The 26,192-nt window shown below is 72.2% G+C and carries 27 protein-coding genes and 1 pseudogene; 8 read left to right on the top strand and 20 right to left on the bottom strand.

The features are described 5' to 3' along the window. Positions 1 to 61: 61 nt before the first annotated feature. The 3 genes from AB0E85_RS06685 to AB0E85_RS06675 all read right to left on the bottom strand — a co-directional run bounded on the left by AB0E85_RS06685 (position 62) and on the right by AB0E85_RS06675 (position 2,842). Positions 62 to 418 carry a YciI family protein gene (locus tag AB0E85_RS06685; protein WP_033311567.1) on the bottom strand — a complete coding sequence of 119 codons (357 nt, stop codon included), beginning with the start codon at positions 416 to 418 and terminating at the stop codon, positions 62 to 64. Positions 419 to 547: 129 nt separating this feature from the next. After that, complete coding sequence (locus AB0E85_RS06680) at positions 548 to 1,597, bottom strand: LCP family protein (protein ID WP_361923249.1); 1,050 nt, start codon at positions 1,595 to 1,597, stop codon at positions 548 to 550. A gap of 180 nt (positions 1,598 to 1,777) precedes the next feature. After that, positions 1,778 to 2,842, bottom strand: a complete 1,065-nt coding sequence (locus AB0E85_RS06675; protein ID WP_361923246.1) for a LacI family DNA-binding transcriptional regulator — start codon at positions 2,840 to 2,842, stop codon at positions 1,778 to 1,780. A 137-nt stretch (positions 2,843 to 2,979) separates the two neighbouring features. Between AB0E85_RS06675 and AB0E85_RS06670 the strand changes: the two genes are divergently transcribed. Continuing rightward, positions 2,980 to 5,301, top strand: coding sequence for a glycoside hydrolase family 3 N-terminal domain-containing protein (locus AB0E85_RS06670; protein WP_361923243.1), 2,322 nt, complete (start codon positions 2,980 to 2,982; stop codon positions 5,299 to 5,301). 9 nt (positions 5,302 to 5,310) lie between these two features. Here AB0E85_RS06670 and AB0E85_RS06665 read toward each other — a convergent pair whose 3' ends face one another. From AB0E85_RS06665 to tsaB, 4 genes are read right to left on the bottom strand one after another with little or no spacing between them, the layout of a single operon-like run. After that, on the bottom strand, positions 5,311 to 5,568 hold the full coding sequence (locus tag AB0E85_RS06665; protein ID WP_361923235.1) for a hypothetical protein: 258 nt from the start codon (positions 5,566 to 5,568) through the stop codon (positions 5,311 to 5,313). Next, the gene (gene tsaD / locus AB0E85_RS06660) at positions 5,565 to 6,653 is read right to left on the bottom strand and encodes a tRNA (adenosine(37)-N6)-threonylcarbamoyltransferase complex transferase subunit TsaD (protein ID WP_361923232.1); all 1,089 of its coding nucleotides are present in this window, start codon (positions 6,651 to 6,653) and stop codon (positions 5,565 to 5,567) included. Before tsaD ends, AB0E85_RS06665 begins: the two co-directional genes overlap by 4 nt. Then, positions 6,646 to 7,152 (bottom strand): ribosomal protein S18-alanine N-acetyltransferase, encoded by a 507-nt coding sequence (rimI, locus tag AB0E85_RS06655; RefSeq protein WP_361923229.1) that lies wholly within the window; start codon positions 7,150 to 7,152, stop codon positions 6,646 to 6,648. The genes tsaD and rimI overlap by 8 nt, the downstream gene beginning before the upstream one ends. Further along, the gene (gene tsaB, locus AB0E85_RS06650) at positions 7,149 to 7,802 is read right to left on the bottom strand and encodes a tRNA (adenosine(37)-N6)-threonylcarbamoyltransferase complex dimerization subunit type 1 TsaB (RefSeq protein ID WP_361923226.1); all 654 of its coding nucleotides are present in this window, start codon (positions 7,800 to 7,802) and stop codon (positions 7,149 to 7,151) included. The genes rimI and tsaB overlap by 4 nt, the downstream gene beginning before the upstream one ends. Positions 7,803 to 7,915: 113 nt before the next feature. On the opposite strand from tsaB, the gene AB0E85_RS06645 reads away from it, so the two are divergent. After that, positions 7,916 to 8,482 carry a hypothetical protein gene (locus tag AB0E85_RS06645; RefSeq protein WP_361923223.1) on the top strand — a complete coding sequence of 189 codons (567 nt, stop codon included), beginning with the start codon at positions 7,916 to 7,918 and terminating at the stop codon, positions 8,480 to 8,482. Between the two features lie 21 nt (positions 8,483 to 8,503). On the opposite strand, the gene AB0E85_RS06640 is transcribed toward AB0E85_RS06645, so the two are convergent. From AB0E85_RS06640 to AB0E85_RS06615, 6 genes and pseudogenes are all read right to left on the bottom strand, one after another. Continuing rightward, positions 8,504 to 8,671: a hypothetical protein gene (locus AB0E85_RS06640; protein WP_361923220.1), complete on the bottom strand. Its 168-nt coding sequence runs from the start codon at positions 8,669 to 8,671 to the stop codon at positions 8,504 to 8,506. A 160-nt stretch (positions 8,672 to 8,831) separates the two neighbouring features. After that, positions 8,832 to 9,350, bottom strand: coding sequence for a tRNA (adenosine(37)-N6)-threonylcarbamoyltransferase complex ATPase subunit type 1 TsaE (gene tsaE, locus AB0E85_RS06635; RefSeq protein WP_161369453.1), 519 nt, complete (start codon positions 9,348 to 9,350; stop codon positions 8,832 to 8,834). Further along, positions 9,319 to 10,578, bottom strand: a complete 1,260-nt coding sequence (locus AB0E85_RS06630; protein WP_361923217.1) for an alpha/beta hydrolase — start codon at positions 10,576 to 10,578, stop codon at positions 9,319 to 9,321. The genes tsaE and AB0E85_RS06630 overlap by 32 nt, the downstream gene beginning before the upstream one ends. Before the next feature lie 124 nt (positions 10,579 to 10,702). Beyond that, positions 10,703 to 11,869: an alanine racemase gene (alr, locus tag AB0E85_RS06625; RefSeq protein ID WP_361923214.1), complete on the bottom strand. Its 1,167-nt coding sequence runs from the start codon at positions 11,867 to 11,869 to the stop codon at positions 10,703 to 10,705. A gap of 38 nt (positions 11,870 to 11,907) precedes the next feature. Continuing rightward, positions 11,908 to 12,305 (bottom strand): annotated as a pseudogene (locus AB0E85_RS06620) (L,D-transpeptidase); the annotation flags it as partial. A 274-nt stretch (positions 12,306 to 12,579) separates the two neighbouring features. Next, positions 12,580 to 14,010 carry an NAD(P)H-hydrate dehydratase gene (locus AB0E85_RS06615; RefSeq protein ID WP_361923211.1) on the bottom strand — a complete coding sequence of 477 codons (1,431 nt, stop codon included), beginning with the start codon at positions 14,008 to 14,010 and terminating at the stop codon, positions 12,580 to 12,582. A 184-nt stretch (positions 14,011 to 14,194) separates the two neighbouring features. On the opposite strand from AB0E85_RS06615, the gene AB0E85_RS06610 reads away from it, so the two are divergent. Together AB0E85_RS06610 and AB0E85_RS06605 are read left to right on the top strand one after the other, a co-directional pair. Next, positions 14,195 to 15,349, top strand: coding sequence for a hypothetical protein (locus AB0E85_RS06610; protein ID WP_361923208.1), 1,155 nt, complete (start codon positions 14,195 to 14,197; stop codon positions 15,347 to 15,349). A gap of 126 nt (positions 15,350 to 15,475) precedes the next feature. Continuing rightward, on the top strand, positions 15,476 to 15,748 hold the full coding sequence (locus AB0E85_RS06605; protein ID WP_361923205.1) for a hypothetical protein: 273 nt from the start codon (positions 15,476 to 15,478) through the stop codon (positions 15,746 to 15,748). A 91-nt stretch (positions 15,749 to 15,839) separates the two neighbouring features. Here AB0E85_RS06605 and AB0E85_RS06600 read toward each other — a convergent pair whose 3' ends face one another. Then, positions 15,840 to 16,211: a holo-ACP synthase gene (locus AB0E85_RS06600; RefSeq protein ID WP_062928605.1), complete on the bottom strand. Its 372-nt coding sequence runs from the start codon at positions 16,209 to 16,211 to the stop codon at positions 15,840 to 15,842. Between the two features lie 153 nt (positions 16,212 to 16,364). Between AB0E85_RS06600 and AB0E85_RS06595 the strand changes: the two genes are divergently transcribed. After that, positions 16,365 to 16,724 carry a hypothetical protein gene (locus AB0E85_RS06595; protein ID WP_361923202.1) on the top strand — a complete coding sequence of 120 codons (360 nt, stop codon included), beginning with the start codon at positions 16,365 to 16,367 and terminating at the stop codon, positions 16,722 to 16,724. Between the two features lie 65 nt (positions 16,725 to 16,789). Here the strand turns inward: AB0E85_RS06595 and glmS are convergent, their stop codons facing one another. Continuing rightward, positions 16,790 to 18,637: a glutamine--fructose-6-phosphate transaminase (isomerizing) gene (glmS, locus tag AB0E85_RS06590; RefSeq protein ID WP_361923199.1), complete on the bottom strand. Its 1,848-nt coding sequence runs from the start codon at positions 18,635 to 18,637 to the stop codon at positions 16,790 to 16,792. A 97-nt stretch (positions 18,638 to 18,734) separates the two neighbouring features. Here glmS and AB0E85_RS06585 point away from each other — a divergent pair, with 97 nt between their 5' ends. Beyond that, positions 18,735 to 19,496 carry a hypothetical protein gene (locus tag AB0E85_RS06585; protein ID WP_361923196.1) on the top strand — a complete coding sequence of 254 codons (762 nt, stop codon included), beginning with the start codon at positions 18,735 to 18,737 and terminating at the stop codon, positions 19,494 to 19,496. Here the strand turns inward: AB0E85_RS06585 and AB0E85_RS06580 are convergent. Continuing rightward, positions 19,478 to 20,293, bottom strand: a complete 816-nt coding sequence (locus AB0E85_RS06580) for an ABC transporter permease (protein WP_361923193.1) — start codon at positions 20,291 to 20,293, stop codon at positions 19,478 to 19,480. The two genes, AB0E85_RS06585 and AB0E85_RS06580, sit on opposite strands and share 19 nt — an antisense overlap. Further along, entirely contained in the window at positions 20,290 to 21,297 is a 1,008-nt protein-coding gene (locus AB0E85_RS06575; RefSeq protein ID WP_361923190.1) for an ATP-binding cassette domain-containing protein, read from the bottom strand. The genes AB0E85_RS06580 and AB0E85_RS06575 overlap by 4 nt, the downstream gene beginning before the upstream one ends. Positions 21,298 to 21,488: 191 nt before the next feature. On the opposite strand from AB0E85_RS06575, the gene coaA reads away from it, so the two are divergent. Next, positions 21,489 to 22,457: a type I pantothenate kinase gene (coaA, locus tag AB0E85_RS06570; protein WP_184560359.1), complete on the top strand. Its 969-nt coding sequence runs from the start codon at positions 21,489 to 21,491 to the stop codon at positions 22,455 to 22,457. Between the two features lie 32 nt (positions 22,458 to 22,489). Beyond that, positions 22,490 to 23,425: a DUF389 domain-containing protein gene (locus tag AB0E85_RS06565; RefSeq protein WP_361923689.1), complete on the top strand. Its 936-nt coding sequence runs from the start codon at positions 22,490 to 22,492 to the stop codon at positions 23,423 to 23,425. Between the two features lie 110 nt (positions 23,426 to 23,535). Here AB0E85_RS06565 and glmM read toward each other — a convergent pair whose 3' ends face one another. The 3 genes from glmM to rplM all read right to left on the bottom strand — a co-directional run bounded on the left by glmM (position 23,536) and on the right by rplM (position 26,061). Further along, positions 23,536 to 24,894, bottom strand: coding sequence for a phosphoglucosamine mutase (gene glmM / locus AB0E85_RS06560; protein ID WP_361923187.1), 1,359 nt, complete (start codon positions 24,892 to 24,894; stop codon positions 23,536 to 23,538). Between the two features lie 168 nt (positions 24,895 to 25,062). Continuing rightward, a complete protein-coding gene (gene rpsI, locus AB0E85_RS06555; protein ID WP_053674532.1) occupies positions 25,063 to 25,575 on the bottom strand; it encodes a 30S ribosomal protein S9 in 513 nt (170 codons plus the stop codon). 42 nt (positions 25,576 to 25,617) lie between these two features. Continuing rightward, positions 25,618 to 26,061, bottom strand: coding sequence for a 50S ribosomal protein L13 (gene rplM / locus AB0E85_RS06550; RefSeq protein ID WP_033308956.1), 444 nt, complete (start codon positions 26,059 to 26,061; stop codon positions 25,618 to 25,620). Between the last annotated feature and the right edge of the window lie 131 nt (positions 26,062 to 26,192).

Below are 26,192 nucleotides of genomic sequence, written 5' to 3'. Positions count from 1 at the left end.
GGCTGCGGGGTCACAGCCCACCATCAGACACCCGTGGTGCCGCCCGGCCAAGCGGAACCCGTCAGTCCTCGGCGATCTGCCGGACCTCCGCGGTGATCGTCCAGTAGTCCTCGTGCAGGGAGAGGAACCGCTTGGTCCACTCGATCGCCTCGGCCTTGTCCTTGCACTGGCTGATCGAGTAGCCGCCGATGACCTCCTTGGACTCGGTGAACGGCCCGTCGGTGACGGAGAGCTGCCCGCCCTCCCAGGTCACCCGGCTGCCGTCCGAGGTCGGCGTGAGCCCGGCCGTGTCGAGCATGACCCCGGCCTTGGTGATCTCCTCCAGCAGCTTGCCCATCCGCTCCATGAGTTCAGGGCTCGGGCCCTCGGCGGGGGCGTTCTTCTCGTCGATGCGGATCAGAGTGAGAAAGCGCGGCATCGTGACTCCTCGGGGTCATCGGAGCGGGGCCCTTCCCCGCTCTCACCCCTGCGTCGATCGGGAGGCCGCCGGATCGACACGCTCGCCAAATTTTCTGCGAGGAATCTTTCAGAACGCCGTTGCCGCAGGTCAGCGCAGCGACTCCCACAGCTTCCTCGCCTCCGGCTCCTCCGCCACCACCCGGTTGGGGTCCGACGGCGCCTGCACCACCGGCATCATCACCGTCCGCACCCCGCTCGCCGAGAGGCCCTGCAAGCTCTGTCCGAGCCGGGTCAGTTCGGCGAGGGAGTCCAGGCCGGTGTCCGTGGTGAGACCCGCCGTCACCGCGTCCGCGACGCGGTACAGCCTGGCCGGGTCGGTGAGCAGGTCCTGGGCGGCGATCTGCTCCAGCAGGGCCTTCACCAGCTTCTGCTGGAGGCCTATGCGGCCCAGGTCGCTGCCGTCGCCGATGCCGTGCCGGGTGCGGGCGAGACCGAGGGCCTGGGTGCCGTCCAGGTGGTGCGTGCCCGCCTTCAGGCGCAGATGGCTGTCCTCGTCGGCGATGTCCTCGTCCGTGGTGACGGTGACCCCGCCCAGCGCGTCGACCAGCTTGGCGAAGCCGGAGAAGTCGATTTCGAGGTAGTGGTCCATGCGGACGTTCGTCAGCTCCTCGACCGTCTTGACCGCGCAGACCGGACCGCCCACCTCGTACGCGCTGTTGAACATGGAGTGATGGGCGACCGCCGTCGACCCGCCGGACGGGCGCGGGCAGGACGGGCGGGTGACCAGGGTGTCGCGCGGGATGCTCACCACCGTCGCGCTGGTCCGCCCGGCGTCGAGATGGACGACCATCGCCGTGTCCGAGCGGGCACCGGAGCTGTCGCCGCCGCCGAGCCTGCGGTTCTCCTCGCCGCTGCGCGAGTCCGAGCCGAGGACCAGGATGTTGAGGGCCTCGCCGGGCAGGGCCGGGGCCGAGGGCGCCGGTGTGGTCACCGGCTTCGGCGGCCGGTCGTCGCCCAGCGCGTTGTCGATGTCGACGCCGGTGATGTTGTCGTTGAGATGCCAGTAGGCCCAGCCCGCCGCTCCGGCGCCCAGCACCAGCGTCCCCGCCAGGGCCAGGCCGGCGATCTTCAGTGCTCTCGACCGGCGGCCCACGTCCGCGGCCTCGTCCCCGTTGCGTCCCGTCACGGGCAGGAACATAAGTCCGAATTAATACGGGCAGGGAGTTCAGGGCGCCTTTTCTTCGGAAATTCTCAGATTTCAGGTCCCGGAGTGAGCCGGGGAGAACCCATGGCCGGACACCGTCGAAAGTTTCGGTAGTGCAACCGATTGGCTTCGGTGCCGTGTGCAGGCGCCCGGAACAACCCGCCCGTACAGCACCTACGCCCCCGCCGGCCCCGTCGTGCTGCTGCGCACCACCAGGCTCGTCGCCAGCTCCACCCGGGTCGCCGCCTCGGCCCCCTCGTCCCGCCCGAGGGCGAGGACCAGCTTGGCCGCCGCCTCGGCCATCTCGGTCAACGGCTGCCGTACGGTCGTCAGCGGCGGCCCGACCCAGGGCGCCACCGGCAGGTCGTCGAAGCCGACCACGCTCAGGTCCTCGGGGATGCGCAGCCCCAGCTCGCGCGCGGCTTCGTACAGCCCGAGCGCCTGGAGGTCGTTCCCGGCGAAGACGGCGGTCGGCCGGTCAGGGCGGCGCAGCAGTTCCAGGCCCCGCCGGTAGCCGGTCTCGTGGTGGAAGTCGCCGGTCGCGATCAGGGCGGGGTCCACCGGCAACCCGGCCGTCTCCAGCGCGGCCCGGTAGCCGTCGATCCGGGCCCGGCTGCACATCATCTGCGAGGGCCCGCTGATCGCGCCGATCCTGCGGTGGCCCAGCTCGACCAGATGCCGGGTGGCGGCGAGGCCGCCCTGCCAGTTGGTCGCGCCGATGGACGGCACGTCGGCGCCGGGGTCGCCGGCCGGGTCCATCACCACGAACGGGATGGAGCGGCTGGTGAGCAGCGCCCGCTGCGATTCGTCGAGCCCGGACAGGACCAGGATCACGCCGTGCGGCCGGCGCGCGGCGACCTGGTCGGCCCAGGTCCGCCCGGGGGTGAGCCGCCCCGCGCTCTCGGACAGCACGACACTGAGGCCGGCGTCCCGGGCGACGTTCTCCACGCCCCGGATGACCTCCATCGCCCAGGCGCTCTCCAGCTCGTGGAAGACCAGGTCGAGCAGGGGCGAGCGGGTCGCCTCGGCACGGCGGCGCCGGTAGCCGTGGGCGCGCAGCAAGTCCTCGACGCGGGACCGGGTGGCCGGGGCGACGTCGGCCCGGCCGTTGAGGACCTTCGAAACAGTCGGGGCCGAGACGCCCGCCTCACGGGCGATCTCGGCGAGCGTCGCCGTCTGCGCGCTGCGCCCCTGCGTCCGGGTCTGCGTCCGGCTTTCAACCGGCTCCGGGGATGTCATGGCGGCGATCGTAACCCTGTCGGCCCCCTTGACGAAGTCCTCGCACCGCCATAGGTTCCCGGAACATTCGAAGTTCATAACGAAACATTCGTAGGAACGTTCGTGAGAGGGCCGTCCGTCCACCCGACAGGAGCTTCATGACCACCGCGCCCTGGCGTGATCCCGCGCTGCCCGCCGCCGCCCGCGTCGACGACCTGCTCTCCCGGATGACCCTGGAGGAGAAGACCGCCCAGTTGTACGGCGTGTGGGTGGGCGCCGCGACGGACGGCGACGGGGTCGCTCCGCACCAGCACGACATGACCGTCGAGGCCTCCGACGAGGAATGGGCCGAGCTGATCACCCACGGGCTGGGCCAGCTCACGCGCTCCTTCGGCACCGCCCCCGTCGACCCGGCGCTGGGCGCGCAGGCACTGGCCCGCGCCCAGCGCCGTATCGCCGAGGCCGGGCGCTTCGGCATCCCGGCGATCGCGCACGAGGAGTGCCTGGCCGGCTTCACCGCCTGGCGGGCCACGGCCTACCCGGTCCCGCTGGCCTGGGGCGCCTCCTGGGATCCGCCGCTGGTCGAGGAGATGGCCCGCCGCATCGGCCACGACCTGCGCTCGGTCGGCGTGCACCAGGGGCTCGCGCCGGTGCTGGACGTCGTACGCGATCCGCGCTGGGGCCGCGTGGAGGAGACGATCGGCGAGGACCCGTACCTGGTCGGCACGGTCGGAACCGCGTACGTGCGGGGCCTGGAGTCGGCCGGGGTCGTCGCGACGCTCAAGCACTTCGCCGGGTACGCCTCCTCGGCCGGTGCCCGCAACCTCGCCCCGGTGCGGGCCGGCGTCCGCGAGTTCGCCGACGTCACCCTGCCGCCCTTCGAGATGGCCCTGCGCGAGGGCGGGGCCCGCTCGGTGATGGCCGCCTACACCGAGACGGACGGTGTCCCGGCCTCCGCGGACCCGGGGCTGCTGACCCGTCTCCTGCGCGAGGAGTGGGGCTTCACCGGCACGGTCGTCGCCGACTACTTCGGCGTCGCGTTCCTCCAGACCCTCCACCGCGTGGCCGGCACCCCGGCCGAGGCGGCCCACGCGGCCCTCACCGCCGGCATCGACGTCGAACTGCCCACCGTCAGGTGCTACGGCCGGCCGCTGCTGGAGGCGGTCCGCTCGGGCGCGGTCGCCGAGGAGCTCGTGGACCGGGCGGCCCGCAACGTCCTGCTCCAGAAGTGCGAACTGGGCCTGCTGGACGAGGACTGGACCCCCGAGCCTGCCACCGCGATCAACCTCGACTCGACGGGCAACCGCATCCTCGCCCGCCGTCTGGCCGAGGAGTCGGTGGTGCTGCTCGACAACCCCGACGGCCTGCTCCCGCTGGCCCCCGATACCCGGATCGCGGTGGTCGGCCCCCGGGCGGCCGACGCCCTGGCCATGCTGGGCTGCTACTCCTTCCCGTCCCACGTCCTCACCCACCACCCCGAGGTGCCGGCCGGCATCGAGATCCCGACCGTCCTGGACGCCCTGCGCACCGAACTCCCCGACGCCAAGGTGACGTTCGCGCGGGGCTGCGATGTGACGGACCCGGACGCCGGGGGATTCGAGGAGGCCATCGCCCGCACCGCCGAGGCGGACGTCTGCGTGGCGGTCCTCGGCGACCGGGCGGGTCTGTTCGGCCGCGGCACCTCGGGCGAGGGCTGCGACGCGACGGATCTCGGACTGCCGGGCGTGCAGGGCGACCTGCTGGACGCGCTGGTCGCCACCGGCGTCCCCGTGGTGCTGGTGCTGCTGACCGGCCGGCCCTACGCCCTGGGCCGCTGGCACGGCCGGCTCGGCGCGGTCGTCCAGGCGTTCTTCCCGGGCGAGGAGGGCGGCCCGGCGGTCGCGGGCGTCCTCTCGGGCCGCGTGAACCCCTCGGGCCGCCTGCCCGTCAGCGTCCCGCAGGTCCCCGGCGGGCAGCCCTGGACCTACCTCCAGCCGCCCCTGGGCCTGGCGGGCGAGGTCAGCAACCTCGACCCGACCCCGCTGTACGCCTTCGGCCACGGCCGCTCGTACACGGCGTTCGCCTGGGAGGACTGCCCGGCGGCCGAACCGGCCGAGCTCGGCACCGACGGCTCCCACGACGTGTCGGTGACCGTCCGCAACACGGGCGAGCGCGCGGGCGCGGAGGTCGTGCAGCTGTACCTGCACGACCCGGTGGCCTCGGTGACCCGCCCCGACGTACGGCTGATCGGCTACCAGCGGGTGGAACTGGCACCGGGCGAGGCGGCCAGGGTCACGTTCCGCTTCCACGCGGACCTGTCGTCCTTCACCGACCGCTCGGGCCGCAGGGTGGTCGAACCGGGTGCCCTGGAACTGCGGTTGGCGGCGTCCAGCACGGACGTACGCCACACGGCGCACCTCACGCTCACGGGCCCGGTCCGCGAGACCGGAGCGGACCGGCGGCTGCGCTGCGAGACGGAGGTGTCCCCGGCCCTCGGGTGACCGGGCCGGTCAGTCGACCGCCACCGACTCGAAGCGCCAGCGATGCACCGCCCTGGTGACCAACTCCCTGTCGGGCTCGGGCAGTTCGGGCAGCTCGGCGTCGTAGGGGGCGTCCCACCAGGTGAGGACGAGGACCCGGTCCTGGGGAGCGCGCAGGGTCTCCCGGCGCAGCGGCGCGTGGGGCAGCTCCTGGGCGCGGGCCCAGGCGAGCAGGTCCTCGCCGCGCCCGGGTACGGCCCGGGCCTCCCACATCAACGCGACCGTCACGAGTAGAGGTTCTCCTTGCTGACCTCGTGCACGTGGTCGTGGTCGCCCGGGACATGAGGCTCCGTCACCGGCAGCGAGGAGTCGGCCGACAGGTCCCAGCTCGACGCCGCCCGGTTCCGGGCGACCATCTCGGCGCCGAGGGCGGCGACCATCGCGCCGTTGTCCGTGCACAGCTTGGGCCGCGGCACGCGCAGCCGGATGCCGGCCGCGTCGCAGCGCTCCTGGGCGAGGACGCGCAGCCGGGAGTTGGCGGCCACACCGCCGCCGATCATCAGGTGGTCGACGCCCTCGTCCTTGCAGGCCCGGACGGCCTTGCGGGTCAGCACGTCCACGACCGCCTCCTGGAAGGACGCCGCCACGTCGCGCACCGGCACCTCCTCGCCCGCCGCCCGCTTGGCCTCGATCCAGCGCGCCACCGCGGTCTTCAGCCCCGAGAAGGAGAAGTCGTAGGCCGGGTCGCGCGGGCCGGTCAGGCCCCGGGGGAAGGCGATCGCGGCCGGGTCGCCCTCCTTCGCGTACCGGTCGATGACCGGGCCGCCGGGGAAGCCGAGGTTCAGCACGCGGGCGATCTTGTCGAAGGCCTCGCCGGCCGCGTCGTCGATGGTGGCGCCCATCGGGCGGACGTCGGAGGTGATGTCCGAGGACAGCAGCAGCGAGGAGTGGCCGCCGGAGACCAGCAGGGCCATGGTCGGCTCGGGCAGCGCGCCGTGCTCCAGCTGGTCCACGCAGATGTGCGAGGCGAGGTGGTTCACGCCGTAGAGGGGCTTGCCGAGCGCGTAGGCGTAGGCCTTCGCCGCGGAGACGCCGACCAGCAGGGCGCCCGCGAGGCCGGGACCGGCGGTGACGGCGATGCCGTCGAGGTCGCGGGCGGTGACACCCGCCTCCTTCAGCGCGCGGTCGATGGTGGGGACCATCGCCTCCAGGTGGGCGCGGCTCGCGACCTCCGGGACGACACCGCCGAAGCGGGCGTGCTCGTCGACGCTGGAGGCGACGGCGTCGGCCAGCAGGGTGGTGCCCCGGACGATGCCGACGCCGGTCTCGTCGCAGGACGTCTCGATTCCCAGTACGAGGGGTTCGTCAGCCATTGATCTCGGTTCCTTGTACGGAGTTCTCGGGGGAGGTCAGGCGCATCACGAGGGCGTCCACGTTCCCGGGCTGGTAGTAGCCGCGCCGGAAGCCGATGGGCTCGAAGCCGAAGCGCTCGTAGAGCTTCTGGGCGCGGACGTTGTCGACCCGGCACTCCAGCAGCACCTCGGCGCACTCGAAGGTGGTGGCCGCCCGCAGCAGTTCGGCCAGCAGCCGTCCGCCGAGGCCGGTGCCCCACAGGTCGCGGGAGACGGCGATGGTCTGGACGTCGGCCTGCTCGCCGGTGGCGACGAGACCGGCGTAGCCGACGATCCCGGAGCCGGACTCGGCGACCACGTACCGCCGGTTGGCCTCGGGTCCGCGCGCATGGGCCAGCTCGGACCAGAACATCCCCCGGGACCAGGCGTCCTCGGGGAACAGGTCCCGTTCCAGTTCCAGCACCGGGTCGATGTCCCACCAGCGCATCTCGCGCAGCGTGCACGTCACGGGCTCGGTCACTTGGGGGTGACCACCTTGTAGTTCTTGGGGACCTGGGCGTCGGGGCGGCGCAGGTACAGCGGCCTGGGCGCCGGGAGTTCCTCACCGGCGGCCAGCCGCTCCGCCGCCAGCCGGGCGAGCGCTGCGGCGGACACGTGCTCCGGCTCGTGCGCCTTGGGGAAGGTGTCCGGGTACAGCAGCGCGCCGGCGCCGACGGCGGGCAGCCCCGCGACCTGCTCGGCGATGTCGGCGGGCCGGTCCACGGCCGGGTCGGTGACCCGGGTGCGGGAGTCGGCGTAGCGGGCCCAGTACACCTCCTTGCGGCGGGCGTCGGTGGCGACGACGAACGGGCCCTCCAGGTCGGCGGCGTAGGCGAGGCCGTCCAGCGTGCACACGCCGTGCACGGGGACACCGAGCGCGAGGCCGAAGGTGTCCGCGGTCATCAGGCCGACGCGCAGCCCGGTGTACGGTCCCGGACCGATCCCGGCGACGATCCCGGTGACGGCGTCGAGCCGCAGACCGGCCTCGGCGAGCACCCGGTCGATCGCCGGCAGCAGCAGTTCCCCGTGGCGCCGCGCGTCCACCTGACTCGACGAGGCGATGACATCGCGTCCGTCGTGCAGGGCGACGGTGACAGCGGGCGTGGCGGTATCCAGAGCGAGCAAGAGCACGCAAACAGCCTACGGCTCCCCGGCGCCCGGCACGGCCGCGCCTGTCGGGTCGTCACGTGCTGCTACCGTCACCTACCGTCACGACAGGGATGCACGACGTGAGGTGAACGCGGGTGGCAGCTAGCAGCTCGGGAATCGTGGCCGGGCTCACCGCCGCGGCCCTCGCGACGGTCGGCTACCTCGCCCACCAGGCGGCCGAGACCCTCCCGGCCGGCCTGGGCAGAGCGGCGCGGACGGGCGCCGTACCGGCGGCCGGTACGTCGAAGGCGCCCCAGGTCAAGAGGGATCCCACCGCACTGCCCCCTGCATCCGGCAAGGGCGCCCGGGTCGTCTACTCGCTGCGCGGCGACCGGGTGTGGCTGGTCGCCGGGGACGAGGCGGTGAGCCGCACGTTCGAGGTCGAGCCGAGCGCGGTGGACCCGGCCCCCGGCAGCTACTCGGTGACGTCCCGCTCGAACGCGGTCACCGGCTCCGACGGCGTCCCGGTCGAGCACGTGGTGCGCTTCGCCAGTGTGGACGGCGTCGTCATCGGCTTCAGTGCGGCCGTGAACGAGTCGGCCGCCCCGGCCCCCGCCCCCGACCCGAAGGTCCGCACGGGCGGCATCCGCGAGTCCCGCGCGGACGGCGACGCGATGTGGACGTTCGCGACGATCGGCCGCACGGTGGTGGTCGTCCGCTAGGGCCCTTCGGCTTGATGGGGGCTAGGCCGCTTCCCGGTGCTCGGGGGTCCGTTCCGAGAACTCCGGGCCGGGAGCGCGCGGGGGCGTGGAGACCAGCGCCGCTGCCTCGCCGGCCGCCAGCAGGTCGCGCATGGACACCCCGGCGACCGCGAACCGCTGCGGCTGCCCCTTGCTCTCTGTAGCCGACATGGACGCCTCCCGAAGGACCGGGGCCGACGAAGTTAGGTACACCTAACTACGGACTGGATACCATGTGACCACGCACGAGAGGCCGAACGCAACATCTTGCCGACGTCTTGTCGGAACGTTCATCGAATGACCGCACACCCGGGCCCCGGGAGAGCGGGAATCACGCAGCGAGGACGCTCAGATCCGCAGTGGCCCAGCGTTCCCCCACACCGGTGACGGTCATCTGCCGGACCTCGTCGGTCGTGTCGCCCACCGCCCGGTGGATGACGACCTGGAGCCGGTCCTCCGTCAGCTCCTCGACCTTGCCCTCGCCCCACTCCACGACGACCACGGAGTCGGGCAGCGAGACGTCGAGGTCGAGGTCCTCCATCTCGTCCAGGCCGCCGGAAAGCCGGTAGGCGTCGACGTGGACCAGCGGCGGCCCGTCGCCCAGCGAGGGGTGCACCCGGGCGATCACGAACGTCGGCGAGGTGACGGCCCCGCGCACGCCGAGCCCCTCGCCCAGCCCACGGGTCAGCGTCGTCTTGCCCGCGCCGAGCTCTCCGCTGAGCATCACCAGGTCACCCGCGCGCAGCAGTTTCGCGAGCCGGCGGCCCAGCTCCCGCATCTGCTCGGGGGACGTGACGACGATCTGGACGGAGCCGGGCTCAGCCGGGCTGTGCGGTGCTGGTGCTTCCATAGCCCTTCACGGTAGCCCCTGCGGGCACGGCACCCGTGCGGGTGAGCAGGTCGGCGAGGCGGTCGGTGACCACTTCCGGGTGTTCCAGCATCACCAGGTGCCCGGCGTCCGGCACCAGCACCAGCTCGGCGTCGGGGAGCAGATCGGCGATGGCCTCACTGTGCTCACTGGGCGTGACCAGGTCCTGCACGCCGGCCAGGACGAGCACGGGCAGGTCCGTGAAGTGGGCGAGCGCCTCGGTCTTGTCGTGGTCGTTGAACGCCGGGTAGTACTCGGCGACCACGTCGATCGGCGTGCTCTCGATCATGCGCTCGGCGAACCGGGCGACGGCCGGGTCGACGTCCCGGGACGCGAACGAGTACCGCTTGATGATCCCGGCGAACAGGTCCGCAGTCGCCCGGCGCCCCTTCTCCACCAGCTCGGCCCGCTGCCCCAGCGCCTTCAGCACCCCGGGCAGCACCCGCCGCACCGCGTTGACCCCGGCGACGGGCAGGCCGTAGTTGACCTCGCCGAGCCGCCCCGACGACGTCCCCACGAAGGCGACCCCGACGACGCGCTCCCGGATCAGCTCGGGGTACTGGTCGGCCAGCGCCATCACCGTCATGCCGCCCATGGAGTGCCCGACGAGCACGAGCGGCCCCTCGGGGGCGGCCGCGTCGATGACGGCCTTCAGGTCCCGGCCCAGCTGCTCGATCGTGACCGGCTCGTCGTCCCGCCCCTGGGCCACGCCCCGCCCGGACCTGCCGTGGCTGCGCTGGTCCCAGTGCACGGTCCGGACGACGCCCCGCAGGGCAGCCCGCTGGAAGTGCCAGGAGTCCTGGCTGAGGCAGTAGCCGTGGCTGAAGACGACGGTGACGGGAGCGGGTGACTTGCGGCCGAAGAGCCGTCGGCGGCGGGGGCCGATGGCGGCGGGAGCGGCCTCCTCGTCGAGGTCGTCGACCTCGTAGTACAGCTCCGTGCCGTCGTCGGCGAACGCCTTGCCGGGCATGCCCCGCAGGGAGCCGTACGGCCCCGCCGAGTCCAGGGCGAGCCGGGCCTTCTGCCGCATGCCGCGGCCGACCGTCATGCGCTCCAGGGCGACACCGGCGGCCGCGCCCGCGGCCACCACGCCTATCGCCACGCCTGCGATACCGGTCGCCCGGCGCCAGCCCCCCGCGGCCCCCGCGGCCGAGACCGCGACGGCCGCGGAGGCGACGTCCGCGACGACCTCCGCACTGCTCTCGCTCACGTGCCGCTCCTCTTCGCCGGGTGCTGGTCGGGTGGCTCACCCGGTCGAGTGAACCGGTGGGCCGGACGGTCCTGCTGTTGCCAGAGTGACTGATGTTCCTCGCGTGACGGGTTCCCCGTGCGGGTTACCCGTCCCGTTCCTCATTCACATAGACGCGAGGAACACGCGTTCCGATCCGGGTCACGATCTCGTAGGCGATGGTTCCGGCCGCCTGGGCCCAGTCCTCCGCCGTGGGCTCGCCGCGGTCCCCGGGTCCGAACAGGACCGCCTCCGCCCCGGCCGCGGGCTCGTCGCCCCCCAGATCCACCACGAACTGGTCCATGGCGACCCGCCCGGCGATCGTGCGCCACTTTCCCTCGACCAGGACCGGCCCGGCCGAGGAGGCGTGCCGCGGAATGCCGTCGGCGTAGCCCAGCGGCACCAGGCCGAGGGTGGTCGCGCCGGGCGTCACGTACCGGTGGCCGTAGCTGACGCCGTGCCCGCCCGGCACGTGCTTGACCAGGGCCAGCGAGCCGGACAGCGTCATCACCGGGCGCAGCCCGAAGTCGGCCGGGGTGCCCAGCTCGGGGCTGGGCGAGATGCCGTAGGTGGCGATGCCGGTGCGGACCAGGTCGAAGTGGCTCTCGGGGAGCGTGAGGGTGGCCGGCGAGTTGGCGATGTGCCGGACCTCGGGCCGCACGCCCTGCCCCTCGGCGTACGCGACCATCTCCCGGAACACGGCGAGCTGGCCGGCGATGGACGGGTGCCCGGGCTCGTCGGCGCAGGCGAAGTGCGACCACAGCCCGGTGACGCGCAGCAGCCCCTCGGCCTCGGCCCGCAGCGCCTCCCGGACCAGTGCCGCCCAGTCCTCCCCGGGCTGGCAGCCGCCCCGCCCGAGACCGGTGTCGGCCTTGAGCTGCACGCGGGCGGGCCGGTCGGCTCCCCTGGCCGCCCCGACGACCTCCGCCAGGGCCCACATCCCGCTGACGGACACGTCCAGATCGGCCTCGATCGCCTCGTGCCAGGGCCCGCCGGGCGTCCACAGCCAGCACATGATGCGGCCCGGCAGCCCGGCGGCCCGCAGGGCCAGGGCCTCCTCGGGCGTGGCCGTCCCCAGCCAGGTCGCCCCCGCGGCGACGGCCGCGCGGGCGCACGGCACAGCCCCGTGGCCGTACGCCTCGGACTTGACCACGGCCATCACGGCCGCGCCCGGCGCATGGGCGCGCAGGGCCCGCACATTGGCCCGCAGGGCGGCCAGGTCGATCTCGGCACGGGCCCGCAGGGGCGCGGTCGGGGCTGTTCTCTCGCTCATCGCGCCCAGTGTCTCAGAGGGCTCCGGCAGCAGATCCGCTACGTCCCGGGCCGCCGCCCCCACACGAACACCCGGTCACCCTTCTTCAGCACGCCCCACAGCCGCCGCGCGTCGCCCACGGTGAGATGGACGCAGCCCATCGAGCCGACGGCGGTGTGAAAGAAGCCGTGGACGCCGTGGAAGGCCTGCCCGCCGCTGAAGAACCGGGAGTACGGCATGGGCGTGTTGTACAGCGTCGACCAGTGGTTCTTGTGCCGCCAGCAGACCGTGTGCCACCCGGCCCGGGTCCGGTACCCCGCCCGCCCGCTGCGGATGGGCCCGCCCCGAACACGACCTGCCGGCCCATCTGCACCCACATCAGTCGGCGGGCGAGATCCACGCACGCCACGGGGTAGGTCCGCACCGGGCGGTTCCCGGCGGCGTTCGGGTCCCGGCGACAACGCCACCCGGCCACCCACCAGCCCGTCACCCACACCCGACGACGCCACCTCAGCCACCCACCAGCCCGTCCGGCGCTTGAGGACGAGGCCGTTCAGGCCGAAGCGGGGGCGCGGGGGCGGCAGCCCCCGGTTCGGGGCGGGAAGGGGCGGAGGGGGCGGAGGGGGCGACCCACCCCCACACCGGCCCCCACCGACCCGCACCCGCACCCACCCGCACCCGCACCCGCACCCGCACCCGCAAGCAGCCCTCTTCCCCCGCACACCTCCCCCTCACCCCAGAACGTTGCGCCAAGCCTCCGGCACCGCGTCGGCCACATCATGCGCCCCCACCGGCGCCCCCTCCGCCGCCAACCGCCCGGCCAGCCCGTGCAGATACGCCCCGACACTCCCCGCATCCACCGCCGACAACCCCGCCGCCAGCAGCGACCCGCCCAGCCCGGACAGCACGTCCCCGCTCCCGGCCGTCGCCAGCCACCCCGTCCCCGTCGGATTCACCCGCACCGCCCCACCCCCCGAGTCGGCCACCAGCGTCGTGGACCCCTTCAGCAGCACGGTCGCCCCGTACCGCCGCGCCAGCTCCCGCACCGCCGCCAGCCGACCGCCCTCGACCTCTCCCCGTTCCACACCCAGCAGCGCCGCCGCCTCCCCCGCGTGCGGCGTCATCAGCGTCGGCGCCCGCCGCCCCCGCACGACCTCCGCCTCCGCCAGCCGCAACCCGTCCGCGTCGATCAGCACGGGCACGTCCGCCGCCAGCACTTCCGCGACCGTCGCCGCGTCGTCCCCGGCCCCCGGCCCGACGACCCACGCCTGCACCCGGCCCGCGTGCTTCGGCCCCTGGTCGGACACGAGCGTCTCGGGGAACCGCGCGATGACGGCGTCCCCGGCCGGCCCGACGTACCGCACGGCCCCGGCGCCACCCCGCAGCGCACCCGACACGGCGAGCACAGCGGCCCCCGGATACCGCGCCGACCCGGCGGCGATCCCCACCACGCCCCGCCGGTACTTGTCGCTCTCCGCCCGCGGCACCGGCAGCAGCCGGGCCACGTCATCGTGCTGCAACGCCTCCAGTTCCGGCTCGGCGGGCAGTTCCAGCCCGATGTCGACCAGGCGTACCGACCCCGCGTACTCCCGGGCGGGATCGATCAGGAGCCCCGGCTTGTGGGTCCCGAACGTCACGGTCAGATCGGCCTGTACGGCGGCCCCGTGCACCTCCCCGGTGCCGGCGTCGACACCGCTCGGCAGGTCGACCGCGACGACGGCCCCCCTCGACCGCCCGGCGGCAGCGGCCAACGGCACGGCATCCGGCCGCAGTCCGCCCTTCCCGCCGATGCCGACGATCCCGTCGAGGACGAGGTCCGCGCCCTCCACGAGCGCCTCGCCCTCACCGGGCCGGGCGACCCGCCCCCCGGCCCGCCGCAACGCCGCGAGCCCCGCCGCGTGCGTCCGCTCCGGCGCGAGCAGCACCGACGTGACCCCGGCGCCCCGACGGGCCAGCCGGGCACCGGCGTACAGGGCGTCACCCCCGTTGTCGCCGCTGCCGACCAGCAGCACGACCCTGCTGCCGTACACCCGCCCCAGCAGGTCGGCGCAGGCCGCGGCGAGCCCGGCGGCGGCGCGTTGCATCAGCGCCCCCTCCGGCAGCCGCGCCATCAGCTCCCGTTCGGCGTTCCGGACCGTCTCCACGCTGTACGCAGTACGCATGCGGTCGAGTTTCCCGTACGACCGCCGGGCCACTCCCCCTCACACGCACCTCCCGCATCCCGCGCAGGGCGGCCCCGCCGTGAACCGTGTCGCATCCATTGACGCTCTGCCGCCCCTTTGCCAGACTCCCGCCGCGCAGAAAGCGCTTGCACACACCCCCACGTTCGACGAAACCGAGGCCCCCATGGGACGCAGAGCCGCATTACTGGCCGCCGCCGGTGCCACCGCCCTCCTCACCGCCGCCGGCACCCTGACCGCCCCCGCCACGGCCGCCCCCACGCGCGCCCTGGCCTGTGGAGACGGCTCCTACCAGGCCGAGGCCGTGCAGAGCGGCGCCACCTGGACCGCCCGGCGCGGCGGCAGCACCGTCTACACCGGCACCGACATGCGCGCGGCCGTACAAGCGGCCGTCAACAGCCTCACCGCCGGGCGCACCGCGAAGGAACGGGTCGTGGTCCGCGGCTCGGGCTCGATCCCGGCGGGCTCCCGCATCTCGCTGCCGAGCTACACCGTCCTCGACGTCTGCGGCACCATCAACGTCACCGGCAGCGGCTCGGGCGACCAGGCGCCGGTCTACTCGCGCGGCACCCGCGACATCGAGGTCCAGAACCTCAAGCTCACCGGCACCCCGCTGTACGGCATCTTCCTGCGCAACGTCCAGAACGTGGTGCTCGGCCAGATCGACATGCGCCTCTCCCGCGGCCTGGGCGTCCGCATCGACAACCGCGGCGACACCAGCCAGTGGACGCGCAACGTCCGCATCGACAACGTCTACGTCTCCGGCGCGTCCAGCCACGCGGTCGAGACCTACGGCGTCGACGGCATCACCATCGGCACGGTGACGGCCCGCAACGTCGGCGAGTCGGGCCTGCTGCTCAACCAGACCATCAACGCCAGGGTCACCAAGGTGGACGCGGAGAACGCCGGCACGGGCACCGGTTACGCCGCCTTCCGCATGGCCAACCGCAACGGCCGGATCGGCAGCGGCTACCCCACCAACATCCGCGTCGGCGAGGTCGTCGCGCGCGGCGGCGGACGCGGCGTGTTCTGCGTCTCGGAGAGCGGCGGGGCCGTCATCGACAAGGTGACGCTCTCCAACACCGGCAACAACTCGGTCCTGATCGAGAACTGCTACAACGTCAACCTCGCGGCACAGAGCGGCACGATCACGGGCGGCGGGGAACTGCGCCTGGCGGCGCGCTCGGAGTTCGCCAACAACAAGGACATCACCATCCAGAACCTGACGGTCACCAACTCGGCCATCAGGGAGAACCCGTGCGGCGAGAACACGACGTTCCGCAACATCACGCGGGTGAACACCAGCCAGTCGGTCTGCTGACCGTGCTCCCGGAGCCCCCGCCACCCCACTCGGCGGGGGCTCCGGGCCCCCTCCCCCGGGCCGCCCTTTGGAGGCGTATGATCGAGCCGTGTTTTGAACTCGTTCAAAAAGGGGGATCGACGAGACATGACCAGCTCGACAGCACCCGGGGCCAAGGACAGCCCCGCCACCGCCCTCGGCCCCACGGCCCTGATCCTCGGTGTCTTCTCGGCCGTGGGCACCTGGGCGTTCCTGTTCCCGTGGACGGTTCTGGCCGGAGCGCTCGCGGTGACCTTCGGAGCGATGGGCCTCCACTACGCCCGCAGGGGAATGGGCCGGCTGTGGCCGGCGGCGGTCGGTACGGCCCTGGGCGCGGTCGGCTTCATCGGCACGGTCACGCTGCTCTGGAGCCTGGCCTAGGAGTTGCGGGCACCCTCGGGGGTGCCCCTCATGTCTCGGGGGTTGCCCCTCACGCCTCGGGGGTGCGCCTCACGCCTCTCGGGGGTGCGCCTCACGCCTCGGCGATGACCACCGCCGAGGCGACGCCCGCGTCGTGACTCAGCGACACGTGCCAGGTCCGCACGCCGAGTTCGGCGGCCCGCGCGGCCACCGTGCCGGTCACCCGCAACCGAGGCTGCCCGCTGTCCTCGACACACACCTCGGCGTCGGTCCAGAGCAGGCCGGGCGGTGCACCGAGCGCCTTGGCCAGGGCCTCCTTGGCCGCGAACCGCGCGGCGAGCGAGGCGACCCCCCGCCGCTCCCCGCTGGGCAGCAGCAACTCCCGCTCCACGAACAGCCGCCCGGCCAGCGCGGGCGTACGCTCCAGTGAAGCCGCGAACCGCTCGATCTCGGCAACGTCGATGCCGACCCCGATGATGCTCATGGGCAGCACCCTACGGTGACGCGCGGGATCCGGCGGAAACGGCGTCCGCTGCGCCGCCCGGGCCACCCCATGATCCTCAACTTCACCTGTCCGCTATAGAGTTCGCGCTGACCGCGATGAGCAAACGGCATCGCACGCAAACGGGAGGACACCATGAAGTTCAAGTCGCTGGGGACCGCGGCCACCGCCATAGCCCTCTTCGCCACGGCGCTCACCGGCACCGTCGCCACCGCCGGCACCGCCGCCGCGGCGACGAAGCCGGACTGTAGCAGCGCGCTGGTCAACGTGAAGCCCAAGCAGACCGTCAACCTCCGCAGCCAGCCCAAGACGAGCTCCACGGCGCTCGGCACCTGGGGCAAGGGCAAGAAGGGCGGTGTCTGCTTCGGCGACCTCAAGCCCACCAAGGGCGGCAGCTACACGGCCTGCGGCAAGACGAGCAACAAGTGGTACTTCGGCGGGCCCAACAGCAGCAGCAAGGAAGGCTGGGTCCCGGCGACCTGCCTGCCCATCTGAGGCGAGTACCCGACAGCCTGACCGGCTGACCGAGGGGCGAACGGAGGACAGCCGTTCGCCCCTCCTCACTCCACCGTCACCGACTTGGCCAGGTTCCGCGGCTGGTCCACCTCGTTCCCCCGGGCCGTCGCCAGCTCGCACGCGAACACCTGGAGCGGCACCGTCGCGACGAGCGGCTGCAACAGGGTCGGCGTGGCGGGAATCCGGACCAGATGGTCCGCGTACGGCACGACCGCCTCGTCGCCCTCCTCCGCGATCACGATCGTCCGCGCACCCCGCGCCCGGATCTCCTGGATGTTGGACACGATCTTGTCGTGCAGCACCGAGCGCCCACGCGGCGACGGCACCACCACGACCACCGGCAGGTCCTCCTCGATGAGGGCGATCGGCCCGTGCTTCAGCTCCCCGGCCGCGAACCCCTCCGCGTGCATGTAGGCGAGTTCCTTGAGCTTCAGCGCGCCTTCGAGCGCCACCGGGTATCCGACGTGCCGGCCCAGGAACAGCACCGTCTTCTTCGAGGCCAGGGTGCGTGCCAGCTCCCGCACCGGCTCCATCGTCCCCAGCACCTGCTCCACCGCACCGGCGATGGACGACAGGTCGCGGATCACCGCCCGGATCTCGTCGCCCCACTTCGTGCCCCGCACCTGGCCCAGGTAGAGCGCGACCAGATAACACGCCACGAGCTGCGTGAGGAACGCCTTCGTCGAGGCGACGGCCACCTCCGGCCCGGCGTGCGTGTAGAGCACCGCGTCCGACTCGCGCGGGATCGTCGAGCCGTTGGTGTTGCAGATCGCCAGCACCTTGGAGCCCTGCTCACGGGCGTGCCGCAGTGCCATCAGCGTGTCCATGGTCTCGCCGGACTGGGAGATGGCGATGACGAGCGTCTGCGCGTCCAGGATCGGGTCCCGGTAGCGGAACTCGCTCGCCAGCTCCACCTCACAGGGCAGCCGCGTGAAGTGCTCGATCGCGTACTTGGCGATCATCCCGGCGTGGAAGGCCGTGCCGCACGCGACGATGACGACCTTGTCGATCTCCCGCAGCACGCCCGGAGGGATCCGGACCTCGTCCAGCGTCAGCGACCCGGAACCGTCGATCCGCCCCAGCAGGGTGTCGGCGACCGCCTTGGGCTGCTCGGCGATCTCCTTGAGCATGAAGTAGTCGTAGCCGCCCTTCTCGGCGGCCGACGCGTCCCAGTCGACGTGGTACGAACGGACGTCGGCCGGGCTGCCGTCGAAGCCGGTCACCGTCACGCCGTCCCGGCGCAGCTCCACCACCTGGTCCTGGCCGAGCTCGATCGCCGACCGCGTGTGGGCGATGAACGCGGCGACGTCCGAGGCGAGGAAGGCCTCGCCCTCACCGACGCCGACCACCAGCGGTGAGTTCCGCCGCGCGCCCACCACCACGTCCGGCTCGTCTGCGTGCACCGCGACCAGCGTGAACGCGCCCTCCAGCCGCCGGCACACCAGCCGCATCGCCTCGGCGAGATCCGCGCAGGAGGAGAACTCCTCGACGAGCAGATGCGCGACGACCTCGGTGTCCGTCTCGGAGGCCAGCTCGTGGCCGCGCTCCGCCAGCTCGGCCCGCAGCTCGGCGAAGTTCTCGATGATGCCGTTGTGCACCACCGCGACCCGCCCCGCGTTGTCGAGGTGCGGGTGGGCGTTGGTGTCCGTCGGCCCGCCGTGCGTGGCCCAGCGGGTGTGTCCGATGCCCGTGGCGCCGCTCGGCAGCGGTCTGCCGTCCAGTTCCTTCTCCAGGTTGAGGAGCTTGCCGGCCTTCTTCGCCGCAGCCAGCCCGCCGTCGGCCAGGACGGCGACGCCCGCCGAGTCGTACCCCCGGTACTCCAGCCGCTTCAGCCCGGCCATCACCACATCGAGCGCCGACTGCGGCCCCACGTATCCCACGATTCCGCACATGGGCCGCAGCCTAAGGGCCGATGCTCCAGGGAAACCCCTCCAGCGTGCCCGGAATCGGAAATAATGCAGCCTCAAGGCCGAGAGGAGCGCGTCCGGGATGAGTGGCGACGAACCCGAGCACCTCCTCGTCCGCGCCCGCGGCGACCTCTCACCCCTCTACGTCACGGACGCCGACGCGCTCACCGATGTCGAGGCCTTCACCCGTACCGTCCCGGTCGACGACGAAGCACTCGCACTGCCCGGCGACGTGGCGCGCAGGCTGACCGAGTGGAACCGGAACCGTCCCGCCGGCGGCTTCGGGCTCCGCCCGGCGCTGCGCAAGCACGTCAGGCAGGGGTGGGAGATCGCCGGGCTGGTGGCGAAGCACCTCGGCCCCGAATGGGCGGTGCGCTTCTGGGACGAGCGGCACCGGCACCAGAAGTTCGCGTGCTGGGGATGCGACCGGTTCCACGGAACCGTCGGCCCGCAGGGCCCGCCTGCCCCTGCGCACCCGCTCGCCGTCGCCGTCGAAGGCGAGTACGGGCTGTATCCGTTGCACGCGGAAGGCTTCGCGAGCTTCGCTCCGGACGACCCGGCCGCCGGCCTTCGTCTGACCGACGGCCTCGCGGCGGCGTTCCACCGCTGGGCGATGGAGATCGAGACGACGCTGACGGCGGACGGCGACGACGACCGGTGGCGGCTCCTGTTCCTGGAAGGAGAGGAGCTGTCGAGGCGTCTGGCCCGGGAACTCGGCCCGGCCCGGACGGTGACGTACCGGGGCATCGCCAACGGCGGTCTCGCCTCACTGACCAAGGTCACCTGGCGGGGGGACCAGCAGGTGCAGCCGGGGCCCTCAGCGGCTCAGACCTTCGCCCGGTAGGCCCGCATGGCCAGCGGATAGAACACCAGGGCGATACCCGCCGCCCACACCAGCGACCACAGCACCGGCTCCGCCACCGCCCCACCGAGCAGCAGCCCCCGGAACGCATCCGACAGGTGGGTCACCGGATTGACGTCGCTCCACGCCTGGAGCCAGCCGGGCATCGTGTCGACGACGACGAACGCGCTGCTGGTGAAGGTGATCGGGAAGATGAGCGTGAAGGCGAACGCCTGGACCTTCTCGGCGTCACCGGCCAGCATCCCGATCAGCACCGCGCTCCAGGACACGGCCGCGGCGAACACCACCACCAGCAGGGTCCCGAGCAGGAAGCCGCCGAATCCGCCGGTGATGCGGAAGCCGAGCGCAAGGCCGAGGCCGATCATCAGCAGCAGCGCCCACACGTGCTTCGCGAGATCTGCGGTGATCCGGCCGATGAGCGGGGCGGAGCGGGCGATGGGCAGGCTGCGCAGCCGGTCGAAGACGCCCTTGGTGAGGTCGGTGTTGAGGGCCATCGCCGTGTACATCGTCATGAACAGGGTGTTCTGCACGATGATCCCGGGCAGCGCGTACTTCAGGTAGGCATCGGGCGAGCCGGCCATCTGCCCGCCCAGCACGTAGGTGAACAGGAACACGAACATGATCGGCGTGATGCTGTAGTCGACCAGTTCGAGCGGGTTGTGCTTGACGGCGACCAGGCTCCGCCAGGCCATGGTGAAGGTCTGCCGCAGCCCGGCGAGGGGCGGCACCCGGCCCGACCCGGTGACGGGTGCGGTGAGGGTCGTGGCGGTGGCGGTCATGACCGGCTCACCGCCTTCTCCAGTTCCTCGCCCTCCCGGACGGCCGCACCGCCGTCCTCCTCGGCTTCGCCCGGCTCGGCGCGGTGGCCGGTGAGGGAGAGGAAGACCTCGTCGAGCGAGGAGCGGCGCAGGGCCAGCTCCCCGACCGCGATGCCCTCCCGGTCCAGCGCGCGCACCACGGCCGGCATCAGTTCGGGGTCCTTCACCGGGGCGGTGACCGTCTCGCCCTCGATCCGGGCCTGCGGCCCGGCGGCCCCGGCCACCAGCGCGTGCGCCCGCGCGAGGTCCTGCCCGGCGATCGGCCTGAGCTCCAGCACCTGTCCGCCGACCTGCGCCTTCAGCTGGTCCGGCGTGCCCTCGGCGATCACGCGGCCCTTGTCGATCACCACGATGTCGTCGGCCAGGACATCGGCCTCGTTCAGGTACTGCGTGGTCAGCAGGGCGGTCGCACCGTCCGCGACCAGCCCGCGCAGCAGGTCCCACAGCTCACCGCGGCTGTGTGGATCGAGCCCCGTGGTCGGCTCGTCGAGGAAGAGGATGCTGGGCCGGCCGACGAGGCTGGCCGCGAGGTCCAGGCGCCTGCGCATGCCGCCCGAGAAGGTCTTCGCGGCCCGCCCGGCCGCGTGGGTCAGCTGGAACCGCTCCAGCAGGTCACCGGCCCGCGCCTTCGCCTCGCGCCTCGGCAGACCCAGCAGCCGGCCGATGAGCAGCAGGTTCTCCGTGCCGGTCAGGTTCTCGTCGACCGCCGCGTACTGCCCGGTCAGCCCGACGAGGGAGCGGACGACCCCGGCCTCCCGGACCACGTCGTGGCCGGCCACCCGGGCCCTGCCCCGGTCCGGGCGCAGCAGTGTCGCGAAGATCCGCACCGCGGTCGTCTTCCCCGCACCGTTGGGCCCCAGCAGCCCGAGCACCGTGCCCTTGCGCGCCGCCAGGTCGACGCCGGCCAGCGCCTCGGTCTCCTTGAACCGCTTGACCAGGCCTTCCGCCTCTATCGCGTACGTCATGGGTACCCCCAGGCGTTCGTGGACCCCGGACCGAGCCCACCTCTCCCACAACTGTGACGCACACCACTGACATTCCTCCCGCACCACTTTTACTCGGGAGGAACCGGGGCGAACACCCCGCGTGACGGATCCCACCTCACCATCCGTTCGTACGCCCGTAACAATGGACTGTGATCTCTCCGGTCTCCTCGATGCCCCGGAGCGCCCACCGGCCCCGCCCGGAGGCGACTCCCTACGTCGACCTCACCCGAACCGAGTGGAGCGCGCTGCGTGACAAGACGCCGCTTCCGCTGACGGCCGAGGAGGTCGAGAAGCTGCGCGGTCTCGGCGACGTGATCGACCTCGACGAGGTGCGGGACATCTACCTCCCGCTCTCCCGCCTCCTCAACCTCTACGTCGGTGCCACCGACGGCCTCAGAGGCGCACTGAACACGTTCCTGGGCGAGCAGGGCTCCCAGTCGGGCACCCCGTTCGTCATAGGGGTCGCCGGTTCGGTCGCCGTGGGCAAGTCGACGGTCGCCCGCCTCCTCCAGGCCCTGCTGTCGCGCTGGCCCGAGCACCCGCGCGTCGAGCTGGTCACCACCGACGGCTTCCTGCTCCCCACCAAGGAACTCCAGGCCCGCGGCCTGATGTCGCGCAAGGGCTTCCCCGAGTCCTACGACCGCCGCGCCCTGACCCGTTTCGTCGCCGACATCAAGGCCGGCAAGGACGAGGTCACCGCGCCGGTCTACTCCCACCTGATCTACGACATCGTCCCCGACAAGAGGCTCACGGTCCGCCGCCCCGACATCCTGATCGTCGAGGGCCTGAACGTCCTCCAGCCGGCCCTGCCCGGCAAGGACGGCCGCACCCGCGTCGGTCTCGCCGACTACTTCGACTTCAGCGTGTACGTCGACGCCCGGGTCGAGGACATCGAGACCTGGTACCTGAACCGCTTCCGCAAGCTGCGCGCGACCGCCTTCCAGAACCCGTCCTCGTACTTCCGCAAGTACACGCAGGTCTCGGAGGAGGAGGCCCTCGACTACGCCCGGACGATGTGGCGCACCATCAACCGGCCCAACCTGGTGGAGAACATCGCCCCCACCCGGGGCCGCGCCGCCCTCGTCCTGCGCAAGGGCCCGGACCACAAGGTGCAGCGGCTGAGCCTGCGCAAGCTGTGACGGCAGGGGAAAAGGCGGGTTAGATGGGCGCCATGCTCCACCTGCGCTTGATCACACCGTCCGACCGGACCGGTGAAGTGGTCATGCTGATCGAGAAGACGGTCGGCACCACCCACCTCGTCGTGCTGCCGGGCGCCGCCCGCGACCCCGCCGGTGACGTGGTGATGTGCGACGTCGCGCGTGAGGCGGGCGACGAACTGCTCGCCGGTCTGCGGGAACTGGGCATCGACACCACCGGCTCCATCGCCGTCGAGTCCATCGACCTGTCCCTGTCCGAGCGGGCCGACCGGGCCGAGGCCGACGCACCGGGTGAGGGCGCGGACGCGGTCCTGTGGGAGCAGCTGACCGAGGCGACACACGAGGAGTCGACCCTCTCCGTCACCTACCTCGCCTTCATCACGCTCGCCACCATGATCGCCGCCTGCGGTGTGGTCCTGGACAACGCGATCCTGATCGTGGGCGCCATGGCGGTGGGCCCGGAGTTCGGTCCCCTCACCGGCATCTGCACCGCGATCGTCCGGCGCCGGCCGCGCCTGGCCCTTCGCTCGCTGATCGCGCTGCTGGTGGGCTTCGCGGTGGCGATGGCGGTGACGGTCGGTTTCAGCCTCCTGATGGACGCGGCCGGCCAGTTCACCGAGAGCCGTCTGGAGGCGGACCGCCCCAACACCGGCTTCATCTACGCCCCCGACAAATTCTCCTTCGTCGTGGCGGTCCTGGCCGGCATCGCCGGCACCCTCTCCCTGACCTCCGCCAAGTCGGGCGCGCTGGTGGGCGTCGCCATCTCCGTCACCACGGTCCCGGCAGCGGCGAACGCGGCAGTGGCCCTGAGCTACGGCGACACGAAACAGACGTGGGGCTCGACGGAACAGCTCCTGTTGAACCTCTTGGGCATCATCGTCGCGGGCACGGCCACCCTGCTGATCCAGAAGTGGCTCTGGTCGAGACAACGCGGGAAGGCCAACGCCTAGAGGGGCGCGGGGCTGTGCCGATATATGCGGCTCCGCCGCGTGGGCGCGACAAGCCATGACGGACGGTCAGCCCGCAGCCAACCGCAGCCCCCCACCCCCGAGCCGGTTCCCTAGCCGAGCGCGGACTTCACCGCATCGGCCAACCGCCCCGCGACAGACCGAGCCTGCTCGATATCGGCCGCCTCGACCATCACCCGGACCAACGGCTCGGTCCCGGAGGGCCGCAGCAGCACCCGCCCCGTCTCCCCGAGCTCCCGCTCCGCATCCGCGACGGCCGCCGACAGCTCCGCGGACGTCCCCACCCGCGTCCGGTCGACATCCGGCACATTGATCAGCACCTGCGGCAGCCGCTTCATGACACCGGCGAGATCCGCCAGCGCGCGTCCGCTCCGAGCGACCCGGGCCGCCAGCATCAGCCCGGTCAGCGTCCCGTCGCCGGTCGTCGCGTGGTCGAGGATGATCACGTGCCCGGACTGCTCGCCCCCGAGGGCGAACCCGTGCTCCTTCATCTCCTCCAGCACGTACCGGTCACCGACGGCGGTCTGCACCAGCCGGATGCCCTCGCGCTCCATGGCGAGCTTGAACCCGAGGTTCGACATCACCGTGGCCACGACCGTCTCGGACCGCAGCACGGAGCGCTCCCGCATCGCCAGCGCGAGCACGGCGAGGATCTGGTCCCCGTCCACCTCCGCGCCGGTGTGGTCGACGGCGAGGCACCGGTCGGCGTCGCCGTCGTGCGCGATGCCGAGGTCGGCACCGTGCTCCACGACGGCGGCCTTGATCTTGTCCAGGTGCGTCGAGCCGCACCCGTCGTTGATGTTGAGCCCGTCCGGCTCGGCCCCGATCGTGACGACCTCGGCACCGGCCTGCCGGAACGCCTCCGGCGAGACCCGGGCGGCGGCGCCGTGCGCCTCGTCCAGGACGACCTTCAGCCCGTCGAGCCGGTTCGGCAGGGCACCCAGCAGATGGGCGACGTACCGGTCGGCGCCTTCTCCGTAGTCGCGCACGCGGCCCACGCCCGACCCGGTCGGCCGGTCCCACGGGGCGCCGGTGCGGTGCTCCTCGTAGACGGACTCGATCCGGTCCTCCAGCTCGTCGGCGAGCTTGTGACCACCGCGGGCGAAGAACTTGATGCCGTTGTCGGGCATGGCGTTGTGGCTGGCGGAGAGCATCACACCGAGGTCGGCGCCCAGCTCCCCGGTCAGGTACGCCACGGCGGGCGTCGGCAGCACGCCGACCCGCAGGACGTCCACACCGGCACTGGCGAGACCCGCGACCACGGCGGCTTCCAGGAACTCCCCGGACGCACGGGGGTCACGCCCGACCACGGCGGTCGGCCGGTGTCCCTCGAACGTGCCCGCCTCGGCCAGTACGTGTGCCGCGGCCACGGAGAGGCCCAGGGCCATCTCCGCCGTCAGATCCGCGTTGGCGACACCGCGCACGCCGTCCGTGCCGAAGAGTCGTCCCACAGTGGTGTCCTCCGATATTGCTGAAGAGAATGCGGCTCACATCCCCGATGTGCACCCCTTGAGACTGTCCGGGGGCCGTAGGGGTTGTGTAAACGAAACCGCCCCGGCAGCACAACCGTGCCGCCGGGGCGATCGTTGCGAAGCCAGTCGCAAGGACGGGCGACGCGATTAGCGCTTGCTGTACTGCGGAGCCTTGCGGGCCTTCTTCAGACCGGCCTTCTTGCGCTCGACCGCACGGTCGTCGCGCTTGAGGAAGCCGGCCTTCTTCAGCGGGCCGCGGTTGTTGTCGACGTCCGCCTCGTTCAGCGCACGGGCGACACCGAGACGGAGCGCACCGGCCTGGCCGGAGACACCGCCACCGGCGATGCGGGCGACGACGTCGTAGCGGCCCTCGAGCTCGAGAACCTTGAACGGCTCGTTGACTTCCTGCTGGTGCACCTTGTTCGGGAAGTAGTCCTCGAGGGTGCGACCGTTGATCTTCCACTTGCCGGTGCCCGGGACGATCCGGACGCGGGCGATGGCGTTCTTGCGACGGCCCAGGCCGGCGGCCGGCTGGGGCTCGCCGAAGCGGGACGCCATGGACTCCGAGGTGTACTCACCCTCGACGGGGACCTCGGACTCGGTGGTGTAGCTGTCGATGTCGATCTCTTCGAGCGGCTGCTCGGCAGTGGTCTCGGCCACGATGCTCCTCAGATTCTCTTCAGTCTTAGGGGGTGGCCGGACTTACTGCGCGACCTGGGTGATCTCGAACGGCTGCGGCTGCTGCGCGCCGTGCGGGTGCTGGTCACCCTTGTAGACCTTCAGCTTCGAGAGCATCTGACGGCCCAGCGTGTTCTTGGGGAGCATGCCCTTGACGGCCTTCTCGATGGCCTTCTCGGGGTTCTTGTCCAGCAGCTCGTCGTAGCGGACGGAGCGCAGACCACCCGGGTAGCCGGAGTGGCGGTACGCCATCTTCTGGGTCCGCTTGTTGCCGGAGAGGTGCACCTTGTCGGCGTTGATGATGATGACGAAGTCACCAGCGTCGACGTGCGGCGCGTAGATCGGCTTGTGCTTGCCCCGGAGGAGCGTCGCGGCAGTGGTGGCGAGACGACCCAGGACAACGTCCTGAGCGTCGATGACGTGCCACTGGCGCGTCACATCGCCGGGCTTGGGGCTGTACGTACGCACGGTTCGTAGCCTTCGCTTCGAGTGAATGGTCCATAACTGGTCACCGAAACGATCACGACAGCCTGGACCGCACTGCGGCGACGCATACCGCGTACGTGGGGTCGCTGGTCATCGGCCCGGTGGACCGGTGT

Source organism: Streptomyces sp. NPDC029044, from assembly GCF_040637495.1.
GTDB lineage: Bacteria > Actinomycetota > Actinomycetes > Streptomycetales > Streptomycetaceae > Streptomyces.
Note: the sequence above shows the minus strand (reverse complement) of the source record. Positions and strands in the feature narration are given on the sequence as shown.